Source organism: Microbacterium sp. GW823-FHT02G05 (genome assembly GCF_058797175.1).
Genome location: NZ_JBXAJK010000001.1, coordinates 623,082 through 636,478 on the forward strand (window position 1 = coordinate 623,082; position 13,397 = coordinate 636,478).

Annotated in this window: 11 protein-coding genes; 4 read left to right on the forward strand and 7 right to left on the reverse strand. The window is 67.5% G+C overall.

Going from position 1 to position 13,397, the window contains the following annotated elements; genetic code table 11:
• Position 1 precedes the first annotated feature (1 nt).
• The 4 genes from AC1REM_RS02895 to AC1REM_RS02910 are packed head-to-tail and all read right to left on the reverse strand — an operon-like array spanning position 2 to position 5,710.
• Positions 2-589, reverse strand: coding sequence for a Na+/H+ antiporter subunit E (locus AC1REM_RS02895; protein ID WP_204938516.1), 588 nt, complete (start codon positions 587-589; stop codon positions 2-4).
• The gene (locus AC1REM_RS02900; protein WP_492513246.1) at positions 586-2,145 is read right to left on the reverse strand and encodes a Na+/H+ antiporter subunit D; all 1,560 of its coding nucleotides are present in this window, start codon (positions 2,143-2,145) and stop codon (positions 586-588) included. The genes AC1REM_RS02895 and AC1REM_RS02900 overlap by 4 nt, the downstream gene beginning before the upstream one ends.
• The gene (locus AC1REM_RS02905) at positions 2,142-2,756 is read right to left on the reverse strand and encodes a Na(+)/H(+) antiporter subunit C (RefSeq protein WP_492513247.1); all 615 of its coding nucleotides are present in this window, start codon (positions 2,754-2,756) and stop codon (positions 2,142-2,144) included. The genes AC1REM_RS02900 and AC1REM_RS02905 overlap by 4 nt, the downstream gene beginning before the upstream one ends.
• On the reverse strand, positions 2,756-5,710 hold the full coding sequence (locus AC1REM_RS02910; RefSeq protein WP_492513248.1) for a Na+/H+ antiporter subunit A: 2,955 nt from the start codon (positions 5,708-5,710) through the stop codon (positions 2,756-2,758). The genes AC1REM_RS02905 and AC1REM_RS02910 overlap by 1 nt, the downstream gene beginning before the upstream one ends.
• 222 nt (positions 5,711-5,932) lie before the next feature.
• On the opposite strand from AC1REM_RS02910, the gene AC1REM_RS02915 reads away from it, so the two are divergent.
• Complete coding sequence (locus tag AC1REM_RS02915; protein WP_492513249.1) at positions 5,933-7,438, forward strand: hypothetical protein; 1,506 nt, start codon at positions 5,933-5,935, stop codon at positions 7,436-7,438.
• Here AC1REM_RS02915 and AC1REM_RS02920 read toward each other — a convergent pair.
• Complete coding sequence (locus tag AC1REM_RS02920) at positions 7,435-8,529, reverse strand: LacI family DNA-binding transcriptional regulator (protein ID WP_492513250.1); 1,095 nt, start codon at positions 8,527-8,529, stop codon at positions 7,435-7,437. The two genes, AC1REM_RS02915 and AC1REM_RS02920, sit on opposite strands and share 4 nt — an antisense overlap.
• Before the next feature lie 59 nt (positions 8,530-8,588).
• Here AC1REM_RS02920 and AC1REM_RS02925 point away from each other — a divergent pair, with 59 nt between their 5' ends.
• Positions 8,589-9,821, forward strand: a complete 1,233-nt coding sequence (locus AC1REM_RS02925; RefSeq protein ID WP_492513251.1) for an MFS transporter — start codon at positions 8,589-8,591, stop codon at positions 9,819-9,821.
• Here the strand turns inward: AC1REM_RS02925 and AC1REM_RS02930 are convergent.
• Entirely contained in the window at positions 9,818-10,459 is a 642-nt protein-coding gene (locus AC1REM_RS02930) for a response regulator transcription factor (protein ID WP_492513252.1), read from the reverse strand. The genes AC1REM_RS02925 and AC1REM_RS02930 overlap by 4 nt on opposite strands.
• Positions 10,456-11,649, reverse strand: coding sequence for a sensor histidine kinase (locus AC1REM_RS02935; RefSeq protein ID WP_492513253.1), 1,194 nt, complete (start codon positions 11,647-11,649; stop codon positions 10,456-10,458). The genes AC1REM_RS02930 and AC1REM_RS02935 overlap by 4 nt, the downstream gene beginning before the upstream one ends.
• A 117-nt stretch (positions 11,650-11,766) precedes the next feature.
• Between AC1REM_RS02935 and AC1REM_RS02940 the strand changes: the two genes are divergently transcribed.
• Positions 11,767-12,642, forward strand: a complete 876-nt coding sequence (locus AC1REM_RS02940; protein ID WP_492513254.1) for a GAP family protein — start codon at positions 11,767-11,769, stop codon at positions 12,640-12,642.
• Positions 12,643-12,683: 41 nt separating this feature from the next.
• The gene (gene nucS, locus AC1REM_RS02945; protein ID WP_204938525.1) at positions 12,684-13,379 is read left to right on the forward strand and encodes an endonuclease NucS; all 696 of its coding nucleotides are present in this window, start codon (positions 12,684-12,686) and stop codon (positions 13,377-13,379) included.
• Positions 13,380-13,397 lie beyond the last annotated feature (18 nt).

Consider the following 13,397-nt stretch of genomic DNA (forward strand, 5'->3'; position numbering starts at 1 on the left):
GTCAGACGCTCTCCTTTCGTGCGGCTCGAGCCGCGCTCTCATCCGCGCGCAGAGCGCGATACTGCGCAGGGGAGCCCAGTGCCCGCACGATGCGGCGCTCCCAGCGCAGCACATCGTCGCGTTGCCGGTCGGCGTCCGCCCGTGAGTTCACGCCGATGATGTGCAGATAGAGGATGCGCCGGTCGCGATCGGCTTCGACGACGAGCGACCCGGGGATGAGTGACGACGTCACGGAGACGTGCGTCATGATCATGTCATCGGCGTACCGCAGCGGCACCGCGATGATCGCGGTGCCCGGGTGGCGGCGCAGATTCAGCGCCTGCGCGGCGACCGTGATCGAACCGCGCACGACCGCGGCGAGGAACTGCACGATGAACAGTGCCGTGTACCAGAGGTTGACGCGCCCGGACAGTTCGATCGTCGGCAGTCGGAACACGCGGGTCACGAACAGTGCGACGATGATTCCCGTCAGGAACGACAGCACCGTGAACTGCCCCCACAGCAGCATCCACAGCAGCACCAGCCAGAGGAGGAACGGCACCTGCAGCCAGATGTCGCGCCAGAAGGGCGAGCGCATCTCGGGGCTCATTCGCCGACCTCCTCGTCTGCGAAGACGAGCTGAACGGGCTGAAGCAGGGCATCGCCGATCCGGTCACAGAGGGCGTAGAGCGGCCCGGCGAAGATCGTCAGCGCGAGGGTCACCGCGACCATGCCGCCCGTGGCGACGGTCATGATGACAGGGATGCGGCGGCGCTGAGATTCGTCATCGGCGGCCGGGGCCGTGCCGAGGAACGCCGTGTGGCCCCCGGCTTCCGCGTCGGAGGTGTCGTCATCCTCGCGCCAGAACGCGAGGTTCCATGCGCGCATGAGCGCGTAGAGCGTGAGCAGCGACGTGATAATGCCGCCGAAGATCAGCACGATCATGAGCGGGGTGCCGACGGAGGCGGCCGCTTCGAAGAGGGCGAACTTTCCGATGAATCCGGAGAACGGCGGCAGGCCGCCGAGGTTGATCGCCGGCACGAAGTAGAGCACGGCGATGAGAGGCGCGGCACGCATGAGCCCCTTGACCCTCAGGATCGAGGTGCTGCCCGCCCTGCGCTCGACCAGGCCCACCGCGAGGAAGAGCGTCGTCTGCACGACGATGTGGTGCACGATGTAGTACACCGTGGCGCCGATCGCGGCAGGTGTCGCAATCGCGAGACCGAAGATCATGTACCCGACGTGACTCACGAGCGTGAACGACAGGATCCGCTTGAGCTCGGCTTGCGCGACCGCGCCGAGCACCCCGACGATCATCGTCGCCAGGGCGATGATCAGCAGCAGCGTGTCGATGCTGTTGGAGGCGAACAGCTGCGTCTCGGTGCGGATCAGCGCGTAGACACCGACCTTCGTCAGCAAGCCGGCGAAGACGGCGGTGACGGGCGCGGGCGCCGTCGGATAGGAGTCCGGCAGCCAGAACGACACCGGGAAGATCGCGGCCTTGATGCCGAAGGCTGCGACGAGCAGCAGGTGCAGCACAAGCTGCGTCTCCTGCGGCAGCTCACTCATCCGCTGTGCGATCTGCGCCATGTTCACCGTGCCGAGCGCGCCGTAGATCACGGCGATCGCGGCGAGGAACAGGATCGACGACACCAGCGAGACGACGATGTACACGGCGCCTGTGCGGATGCGCGACTCGGTGCTGCCGAGGGTGATCAGCACGTATGAGGCGACCAGCAGGATCTCGAAGCCGACATAGAGGTTGAACAGATCACCCGCGATGAAGGCGTTGAAGATTCCCGCTGCGAGGATCAGGTACGACGGGTTGAAGATCGAAATCGGGGTCTCTTCGGCGCCGTCGGCGGCACCTTGACCGATCGAGAAGAGCAGAACGGCCAGGAGCACGATGCTCGAGATGAGGACGAGCAGTGCGGCGAGTCGGTCGACGTAGAGCACGATGCCGAACGGGGCAGGCCACCCGCCGACGGAGACGGCGATCGCACCGTGAGCGTCGACCGTAACCAGCAGCACCGCGGCGATCACCGAGACCACGGCGAGCGTGACGATCGAGACCGTCGCCTGCAGGCGCAGTCGCTTGCCGAAGATGAGAGTCGCCGCCGCACCGAGCAGCGGGATCGTGACGAGGAGGGGAACCAGGGCGCTCATCGCGCGTCCTCCTCGGGGGTGTCAGGGGCGGATGCCTCGGGCTCGGCGGGTTCAGGAGCGGATGCGTCCGCCGGTGAGGGTTCCGCCTCGCGGGCCGCGACGGGCGCCGCATCCGCGGAATCGACCGGAGCATCGTCGACGATCCACGGAAGATCCCGACTGTGCAGCACGCGGATCGGCGCCGTGTCGACACCCACGAAGTCGGTGGTCGCGTCGTCGTCGTCGGTGTCGATCTCGTCATCCATGAGGTCTTCTTCGGCGTCCGTGCGCTCACGCAGCGCGAGGTCGTCCGCGTCGTCCTCGACCGTGTCCGCCTGGCCGAGCTGCCAGGAGCGGTAGATGAGGGCGAGCAGGAACGCCGAGACCGCGAAGGTGATGACGATGGCCGTGAGCGTGAGCGCCTGAGGCAGCGGATCACTGACCGTGCCTTCGGCGCCGTAGAACGGTGCGACGCCGGGGACGCCCATGACGATCAGCAGAAGCAGATTCGTGGCGTTGCCCAGCAGCAGGAAGCCGATGAGCACGCGCGTGAGGCTGCGTTCGAGCATCGCGTAGACACCGCAGGCGAACAGCACCGCCATGATGACGATGAGCGTGAGCGAGACATCCATCAGGCACCCACCCCTCGCGTGCGCTGCGCGTGCGCCTGGCGATCGACCTCAGCGCCGAGGCTGCGCAGCACGTCGAGCACGAGGCCGATGACGACGAGGTAGACACCGATGTCGAAGATCGTCGACGTGACGAACTCGACGTGCCCGATGACCGGAAGCGTCGCCTCCCAGAACGTGCTCGTGAGGGGCGCTTCGCCGAAGAAGAGCGGCACGACCGCGGCTCCCACGGCAAGGATGAGGCCTGCGCCGAGCAGACGTCCGGCGTCTGTGGGAGCGGCAGCACCGAGCTCCCAGCGCCCGCCCGCCACGTAGCGCATGACGAGCGCCATGCCCGCGACGAGACCGCCGGCGAAGCCGCCGCCCGGCAGGTTGTGTCCGGCGAAGAGCAGGAAGATCGACACCACGATGATGGTGTGGAAGAGCACGCGCACGATGACTTCCAGCAGGATCGAGCGATTCTGCGGGTCGACGTGCTGACTGCTCACGAGCCAGGCGCGCGGGGCGTCGCGGTTCTCCGCCGTGCGGAAGCGCAGACCCTCAGTCGTCTCGACCAGCGGGATGCGCGCCTGGACGCGCCGCGAGGCGTCCGGCAGGTTCTTGGTGCTGGAGAGCAGATCGTCACGATGTGTGACGAAGACGAGGGATGCGACACCTGTCGCCGCGAGCACGAGAACGGAGAGCTCACCCATGGTGTCCCACCCGCGGAGGTCGACGAGTGCGACGTTGACGACGTTCTTCCCGTGTCCGAGCTCATAGGCCAGCTCGGTGAAGGCGACGGAGATGGGCTCGGCGATGCGCGCGCTCGTCGCGACGATCGCGACCAGCGCCATCGTGACGCCGACGGATGCGCCGAGCACGGCGCGAGGGATGCGTCCGACGGACGCGTTGTGCTCGCCCATGCGCGCGGGCAGTCGACGCAGCACGAGCGCGAACGTCACGAGCGTGACGGTCTCGACGAGGATCTGCGTGAGCGCGAGGTCGGGTGCACCGCTGGTCGCGAACAGCACGACCATGCCAAGACCCGTGACCGAGACGAGCACGACGCCGGTGTAGCGCTTCTGGGCACGGACCGCGATGATTCCTGCGGCGATCATGATCGGCGCGACCACCAGCTGGATCGGGGTGTGCCAAGCGCTCAGCTCTGCGCGAGCCGGACCGCTCGCGAACAGCGCCGTCGCCTCGGCGGCCACGACGACCACGAAGATCGTGCCGACGTACACCGGAAGCGAACCTCGCTGGGTGAACGTGGTCGTCAGCACCGAGAGCCGGTCGATACCGCGCACCACCAGGTAGTAGCCGTCGATCGCCGTGAACGGGAGCAGCCTGTTGCGACTGCTCCAGCCGAGGCGCAGCGTGAGGACGAACAGCCCGATACCGAGCGCGATCGCCAGCAGGGAGATGAAGAGCGCGGGTTCCAGGCCGTGCCACAGCGCGAGATGCCCGGGTTCGAGCGGAGAGCCGTCGTACGCGGGAATCGTCGACGTGCGGGCATAGCCCTGCAGTGCGTGATCGACGAGCGGAGCCGCGAGACCGATCAGCGACAGACCCGACAGGATCACGGGCGCGACGAGGAATCCGAACGGCGGATCGGGCCATGCCGTTTCGGGAATATATTCGCCCGCGGAATCCTTCTTGCGCCAGAACGCACCCCACAGGAAACGAGCGCCGTAGGCCGCGGTCAGCACTGCGCCGAGAACGACTCCCACGAAGGCCACGAGTCCCCAGGGGGATCCGAGCTGTGCATCGTGCAGGAGCGCAGTGAGCGCGGACTCCTTCGCGACGAAGCCGATCGTCGGCGCGACGCCGGCCATCGAGCAGATCGCGATGAAGGCAGCTGTCGCCATGACCGGCGCCTGGCGTCCCACACCCGAGAGTTCGTTCACGTCACGCGTGGAAAGCTGACGGTCGATGACGCCGACGATGAGGAAGAGCGCCGACTTGAAGAGCGCGTGACCGATCACGAGAGCGAGGCCGGCGAGGGCCGCATCCGGAGTTCCGTAACCGATCACGACCGTGAACAGACCGAGCTGACTCACCGTGCCGAACGCGAGGATGCGCTTCAAGTCGGTCTCACGCAATGCCTGATACCCGCCGATCAGCATCGTGAGGACGCCGAGGCTGATCACGACCGGACGCCACGGACCCGACAGGGCGAAGACGGGAGCGAGGCGCGCGATCAGGTAGATGCCCGCCTTCACCATGGCGGCGGCATGCAGGTAGGCGCTGACGGGAGTCGGTGCAGCCATGGCGCCAGGCAACCAGAAGTGGAAGGGGAAGATCGCCGACTTGCTGAGCGCCCCCACCAGGATCATGACAATCGCCGCGTCGATGAGTGGCCCCGTGGGGGCGAGCTCGAGGATCTCCGTGATGCTCGTCGTTCCGGTGTCCACCACGAGGAGCACCACACCGACGAACATGACGAGTCCGCCGAGGGTTGTGACGAGCAGGGCCTGCAGCGCCGAACGTCGGCTCGCGCCGCGGCGGTTGTAGTACCCGATCAGGAGGTAGGAGAGGATGCTCGTGAGCTCCCAGAACATGACCAGCAGCACGAAGTCGTCGGTGAGCACGAGACCGTACATCGCCCCGGCGAAAGCGAGAAGCACCGCGGCGAACTGACCGAGGCCTGGCTCGGGCTTCTCGGAATCGAAGTACCAGCGGCAGTACAGAAGCACAAGGGCACCGACACCCGTGACGATGAGCGTCAGCACCCAGCTGAGAACGTCCATACGGAACGACAGGGTTATCCCGAGCTGTGGGATCCACTCGACCGATTGCTGGGGGATGCGTGCCGCATCGGATGCCCCGGCGATGACGGTCGGCATCAGAAGCGTTGCATGAACGAATGCCGCTGCGGGAATAAGAGCCGCCACTGCGAATGCCCGCGCGCCGATCCACTTCACGAGAAGCGGCAGAAGCAGCGCGGAGAGCGTGAACACGACGAGGAGGGTCAGCATGTGCGAACTCCTCTGGCTCGTCGGTCGGCGGGCGACTCAGGCGGGCGGTACTCGTCTATTTTACGGGGAAACCAGGCCGGTCCCGACCGTTTGGGGGACAGAAACATGCGAAAGACACATCGGATCACCCGTCGGCAACCAGCGCCCAACAGGCGTTTCACGTGAAACGGCGCGCTCAACATTTCTCGACAATTCCTCGCCGCGGCCCCGCAGAATGGAGCGGTGACTCACCTGCGACCGGCTCTGGCGGAGATCAGTGGATGGACGGCGGCTGTTGCAATCGCGGTGGTCATCGTCGGTCAAGTGGCGTCCACGGCGCGATCCGAGGTGCTGTTCCGCGATGCGGATTCCCTCGTCGTCGCGCTCGTGACCCGATCCCTCGTCGAGGGTTCGGCGACGCAGTGGGCCATGTCGCCGGTGCTCTTCCTCCCCGAGGTCGCCGTGTTCCTTCCGCTCTGGCTCGTTGCACATTCCCTTCTCGGCATGAATCTGTTCGGCGTGCTTGCGGTGAGCGCCGTGATCAATGTTGCGTTGCTCTATGGCGCCCTCCGCTTCGCGGCCGGATCCCGCGGAAAGGGACGATCACCGATCGTCATGGCCCTCGCTGCGCTCGGCCTGTTCGGACTCCTTTCCGCAAGTGAGTTCTCTGCGTCTCGCGACTCCCTCGAGTTGGCCTCGCTCTCGCTGACATCCACCTACTACGTCGGAACTGTCGCAGCGATGCTGTTCACCGTCGGCGCGCTGCGTCGCCATCGTGACCACCCCCGTCATGGCACCGCTCTGCTGATCACCCTCACAGTGGTCGCGTTCATCTCCGCGATGTCGAACCCGCTGTTCCTCGCTTGGGCGACAGCGCCGCTCTCATTGCTGCTGGGCTGGCGGATGATCCGCGGCGATGTGCTCGCACGGCGGGAGCTCGTTCTGCTTGTCGGAGGATCGACGCTCGGCTACCTCGGTCGCATTCCGCTTTCGGCATGGATCGCGAACACGAGCGCGGCCTACGCCCAGCCCGCGCGCTGGCTCGACGCGACGAGCACCTACCTTGCCCTGCTCGGCGAGCGGCTGAGCGCTCCCCCGGGCTTCCTGGCCGTGCTGCTCGTCATCGGTCTCCTCGGGCTCGGGATCGAGCGCACGCTGCACGTCCGCGATTCAGGCACGCTCCTCGTCGCGATGGCGTCCTGGCTCATCCCCGCCGTGGTGATCGTCGGGATGATCGCGATGGGAACGCATTCCGCGCGTTACCTGCAGCCTGTCGTGTGGGCGCCTCTCCTCGCCGTGCTGTGTCTGCCTCGCGCGCCACTACCTCGCCGACTGCACATGGTCCTTGGGGTGACCCTCTCGATCGTGCTGCTTCTCACCGCGGTCCTCAGCACGCAGCGCATCCGCACCGCGGTGCAGCATCCGGATCCCGACCTCGCCTGCGTGACCGACTGGATCACCGCACACCCCAAGCAGAGCGGTGCAGGGCAGTTCTGGACGGTCCGACTGCCGAAAGCATTCCTCGCCGATCCATCCCAGCTCGTGCAAGTCGACCACGAGCTCAACGCCTACGCCTGGCTCGTCGATCGGGGCGACTTCTCGGTCGACGCCGTCACGTTCCTGATCGAGGATGCGCAGACTGTGGCCTGGAACGTACCGGGACGAGCCACAGCCACCGAGGTCTCCTGCGGTCGCTACACGATCGCGCAGCTTCCCGAACCCGCGCCCCTCGGCCCGCAGAGGTCCTAGCCCCGCGGCGCTGGGCCCGTGGTGGTGCCGATGCGGAACGTGCAGTTCAGCAGCTGCGAGCTTGGCGGCTCACCGCGTAGCATCCGCGCCACCGCAGCACCGGCCGCGCGACCCTTCTCTGCCGATGGCTGCACGACCGTGGTGAGCACGTGGCCACCGAGGCCGTCCACTTCCACACCGTCGAAGCCGGTCACGCTCACATCTTCGGGCACACGCAGACCGAGTTCTTCCGCTGCGCGCACGACCCCCGCAGCGAGCAGGTCACTCTGTGCGATGATCGCCGTCGGCCGCAGACGCGATCCGTCTTCGGGCACGTCGAGCAGCAGACGCCCGGCGAGCACTCCCTCGTCGATGAAGCTGCCCTCACTGTGGACGACCTGCGCCTCCGGGAAGGCCTGCCGCACATCGCGCAGGCGGCGCGCGGTGATCTCGACGCGGATGCGCGCGATCTGGCCCTCGGTGACGAAACCGCGTTCGAGGTCCAGCCCGAACGGAAGAGTGACGATCGCGACGTCTTCATGGCCGAGGTCGCGGAGATGCGTGTTGAGCTGCGCGGATGCTTCGTCGCTGTCGAGTTCGACGTGCGCGGCATCCGCTCCGCCGTCGCCTTCGATCACGACGACCGGCAGCCCGCGGGCGCGGATGACGTCGAGGCTCTCATAAGTGCGGGGCGTGCAACTCAGGAGCACGACCGCGTCGACGGGCGCGGTGTCGAGGGTGACGGGGTTCTCGCCACCGGGATCATGGCGCAGCAGGAGCACGCCGGAGCCGAGTGTCGCGAGTGCGTCGGTGAGGCCGTCCATCGTGGCGGTCTTCACGGGATCGAGGAAGGCAGTGCGCAGGTGCTCTTCGAGGACGACGGCGACGATGCCGCTGCGGCCCGTGCGCAATGAGGCGGCCCGTGGATCGGGCCCGGCGTAGCCCAGTTCGGCCGCCGCATCCAGCACGCGCTGCCTGGTCGCATCCGACACCTTGGTCTTGCCGCTGAAGACCACCGAGGCGGTGGAACCGGAGACTCCGGCGGCTCGAGCGACGTCGGCGATCGTCGCTCGGCGGGGCGCCGGCGTGCGGTTCGTCTCGGTCGTGCTCATAGAAAGGAGAATACCGCGCCCCTTCTGCAGCATCGAATCGTTTCGATACGATGGATTCCATGGATGCCACCCTCACCCGCCCGGTCTACGTGCGCTGGCGTACCGCGATCTTCGCGATCTTCTTTTCCAGCGGCCTCTCGATCGCCACCTGGGCATCGCGCGTGCCAGACATCCGCCTCGCCCTCGAGGTCGACAAAGCGCAGGTCGGAATGCTCCTGCTCGGCGCAGGCATCGCCTCCATCATCGGCATCTCGTCGAGCCCTGCCGTGCTGGCGCGCACCGGCGCCCGGCTCGGGATGATCCTCTCGATCACGACCTTCGCGACCGGCGTCGCCCTCATCGGAATCGGAGCGAACGTCTTCGGCTCCTTCCAGGTCGTGCTGCTGGGGCTCGTGCTGTTCGGACTCGGCAATGGGTGCGTCGACGTCATGATGAACGTCGAGGCCACCGCGATCGAGCAGCACTCCGGCAAGACGATCCTTCCGCTGTTCCACGCCTTCTTCAGCTTCGGCACCGTCATCGGCGCAGGCATCGGCGCCCTCGCCGCCCTGTGGCAAATCTCCGTCTTCGCGCACGCCGTGACCGTCGGAGTCCTGATCTTCGTGATCGGCGCTGTCAGCGTCGCCAACGTCCCGGGCCGGGCCGAGACGCTCGACCCCGTCGAGGGCGACACCGAGAAGGTCCACTGGCGCGAGCGGATGCACGTGGCACTCTCAGCCTGGCGGGAGCCGCGCACCTATGCGCTGGGCGTGGTCATGCTCGGCATGTCGTTCGCCGAGGGCGGCGCCAACGACTGGCTCGCCCTCGGAGTGGCCGAGGAGCACGCGGGCGGCACGCCTGCTCTGGGCGCGGCGGCACTCGCCGTGTTCTCCGTCGCGATGACGACCGTGCGCATCTTCGGCGGCCCCCTCGTCGACCGCCTCGGCAGAGTGATCGTGCTGCGAGTTCTCGCATTGACGGCGGCCGCGGGCATCCTGCTGTTCATCCTCGCGCCGTCGATTCCGATGGTCTTCCTCGGCGCCGCACTCTGGGGCATCGGTGCGTCGCTCGGATTCCCGTTGGGGATGTCCGCCGCCGCGGACGACCCGGCGAAGGCCGCCGCGCGCGTGAGCGCTGCCGCCACGATCGGCTACATCTCCTTCCTCGGGGGCCCGCCGGTGCTCGGCTTCATCAGCGAGCACATCGGCCTGCTGAACACGCTGTACATCCTGGTCGTGCTGGCCGTGGCATCCGGTCTCTTCTCGGGCGCCGCCCGTCCGCTGCGCGAGGACGAGAAGACGCCGACCACCTAGGCGCGGGGTCTGCGCGCGAGCGCCGCTGCATGCGAGCGGCTCTCCGCGCCGAGCTTGGCGAGCACGTTCGACACGTGCGTCTTCACGGTCGGAAGAGAGATACCCAGTCGATCGGCGAGCTGACGATTCGACCACCCGTTCAGGATGCCGTCGAGCACCTCGCGTTCCCGCGTCGTGAGCTCGGGCTGATCTGCAGGATCGGGCGCAGCATCCGGCGCATCCCGCACGACCAGTGCGAGCGCACGGCGCGTGACTTTCGGATCCAGCGCCCCGTCGCCAGCCGCGACTGCGTGCACAGCCTGCACGAGCGTCGGGGCATCGACGGTCTTGAGCAGGAACCCTGCCGCGCCCGCGCGCAATGCGCCGAAGACCAGCTCGTCCTCATCGAAACTCGTCAGCACGAGGACGTCACTGAGACCGCGTTCGACGATCTCTCTCGTCGCCGAGACGCCGTCACGGCCGGGCATCCGCAAATCCATGAGCACGACGTCCGGGCGAAGCGACTGCGCATTGCGCACCGCCACATCGCCGTCCGCGGCCTCGCCGACAACCTCGACTCCGTGCGCTTCGAGCATGATCCGCAAGCCGGCTCGGATCGCCCCGTGATCGTCGGCGAGCAGCACCGTCGGCGCACTCATGCCGCCACCTCTCGCGGAAGCACCGCATCCACCGACCATCCGCGGGCGATCGGGCCCGCATGCAGCGTGCCGCCCAGCATCCCCACCCGCTCCTTCAGCATGCTGAGCCCCCACCCGCTGCCGCTGTAGCCGGGAACCGTGAATGACGTGCCCCCGCGCGAGATCACGCGCACGCGCACCGTTTCGTCCTCGGTGGCGAGAAACACATCGACCTCCGCGCCGCTTGCGTGCCGAACACAGTTCACGAGAGCCTCACGGATTGTCCGAACCACCGTCTGCTCGGCCGCAGACGACAGCGGCGTGACGGTCTCGATGGCCGCGGTGACCTGCAGGCCCGATCGGCGCGCGTCGTCGATGATCGCATCGAGATCTGCCAACCGGGGCGTGGAGAGTGGATCGCCCTCGCCGTGCCGCAGCACCGTGATCATGCTGCGCAGCGCCCGGTGCGCGTCGAGCCCGGCGTCGCGCACCGCCCGAAGCGCCGCCCGGTCGCGCTCCTGCGCAGGCGCGGTCGACAGCGCCGCCTCGGCGCGGATCGCCATGGCCAGCACGTGCCCGGCGACGACATCGTGGAGTTCCTTCGCCATCGTCTCGCGTTCCTCACGGATGGCCTCCTCACGGTCGCGCTCCGCGGCTTCGGCCGCCGCATCCGCGCGCTGGCGGTGCAGCTCTGCGAGCTCGTTCGCCTGGGCCATCGCGACCGCCCACCAGTAGTCGGTGCCGAAGATCGCCCCGAACTGAGCCGCCGTGAGCAGCGCGACCGGGAACGGCATCCGCGCCATCAGCAGTGCTCCTGCGAAGATGACGATCACGGCGATGACGATGGCCCACAGCAGGCGTCGGCGAACAGCAGGGGATGCCTGGAAGGCCATGGACCAGAGCACGTCCAGGAGCACAAGAAGCGGTCCGATGCCGCCGACGGTGAGCAGGTCGATCGTGAAGACGACGGTCGCACCGATCAGAGAGAACAGCGGCGCACGGCGCTTGGTCAGCATGAACACTGCGGCAGGGAGCACCGTGAGAAGCGTCGCCCAGGAGGACAGCCCCTCGATCGCAAGCGGCATGAAACGCCAGCTTCCGCCGACCCCGAGCGCGGCGATCAGCACGCTGAACAGCACGACGCCCAGCGCATCGAGCACGAGGCGGTGCCGCTGATACGCCTCGCGAATCCACGATCCCGCCTGTGACATGACTTCATGCAACCATGCCGGACACCCCGTCGCATCCGCCGAAGGTATGAGCGGCCGCGCAGGAAGTCGGGACTTTCGCCCGATCTCCAAACGGGCTCGCATTGTGAGGCTGAGGGCATGGAGATCTTCGGAGGACTGCCTCTACCCCTCGCGCTGGCGATACTGGCGCTCGTCGACAGTCTGAGCATCGGCACGCTGCTCATTCCCGTCTTCCTGCTGCTGAGCCCGGGGCGGGTGCGCGTGGGGCGCATCCTGCTGTATCTCGCGACGATCGCGGCTTTCTACTTCCTCGTCGGCCTGCTCTTCCTCTGGGGCCTGGTGAATGTCGTCGACGTGGCCGCCGACTTCCTCGCGTCGCCGGTCGGGATCAGCATCCGCCTGGTGATCGGAATCGCGTTGCTGATCACGTCATTCCTGATCCCCAGCGGAAAGAAGACAGCGGATGTGTCGGCCGCGCCCTCGGCCTCCTCGATCAGCGCCTCCTCGGCCACCGCTTCTGACTCCTGGGTCGCCGGCACGAGCCTGAGCGCGTCGACGGCCGCTCCCGCCCCGTCGCCGGACGCGGGCCCCACGGCTCCGGAAGGGAGGGTCACGCGCTGGCGTGCGCGGCTGCTCGATCCCCAGACGCGCGGCTCCGCCGTCATGGTCGTCGCATTGGCGGCCGGCCTCGTCGAGGTGGCCACGATGCTGCCGTACATCATGGCGATGACGATGCTCGCGGATTCGGGCGTGAGCACGCCGATGCGGGTGGCCTCCCTCGTCGGCTATTGCGTGCTGATGACCGTTCCGGCGCTGGTCCTGCTGGTGCTCCGCCTCGTCGCCGCGGGCATCGTGCAGGGTCCGCTGGAGCGACTGGCCGCCTGGATGCAGCGCACCGGTGCCGAGAACACGGCGTGGATCGTGGGCATCCTGGGGTTCCTCATCGCCCGTGCTGCAGCGACCGAACTCGGCCTCCTCGACGGCGTGGGGTCCTTCCTGGACTCGATCACCTGACCACGCGCGCGCGTCGCGCGCACACGAAGTAGGCTCGTCGGGTGCGTCTTGTCATTGCCCGCTGCTCGGTGGATTACACCGGCCGCCTCAACGCTCATCTCCCTCTCGCCACGCGCCTGCTCGTGCACAAGGGAGACGGCTCGCTGCTCGTGCATTCCGATGGTGGCAGCTACAAGCCCCTCAACTGGATGAGCCCGCCCTGCTCGCTCGCCAACGAGGAACCGGGCGAAGAAGAGGCATCCGCGGGTGTCGTCGAGGTGTGGCGCGTGACGCACAAGAAGACCGGCGATGCGCTGCGTGTGCAGATCTATGAGGTGCTGCACGACTCGGCGCACGAGCTCGGCATCGACCCCGGGCTGCAGAAGGACGGCGTCGAAGCCGACCTGCAGCGCCTGCTCGCCGAGCAGGTCGATCTGATCTCCGATGGCGCCACGCTCGTTCGTCGCGAGTACCCCACCGCGATCGGTCCCGTCGATCTTCTGGTTCGGGATGCCTCGGGCGCCGCCATCGCCGTCGAGGTGAAGCGCCGCGGCGACATCGACGGCGTCGAGCAGCTCACCCGCTACCTCGAGCTCATGGGCCGCGACCCGCACCTCGCCCCCGTGCAGGGCGTCTTCGCGGCACAGGAGATCAAGCCCCAGGCCCGTGTGCTCGCCGAAGACCGCGGCATCCGGTGCCTCGTCCTCGACTACGACGACATGAAGGGCATCGAATCGGGCGCTCCGCGCCTGTTCTGAGCCGTCGCGAACGCCCAT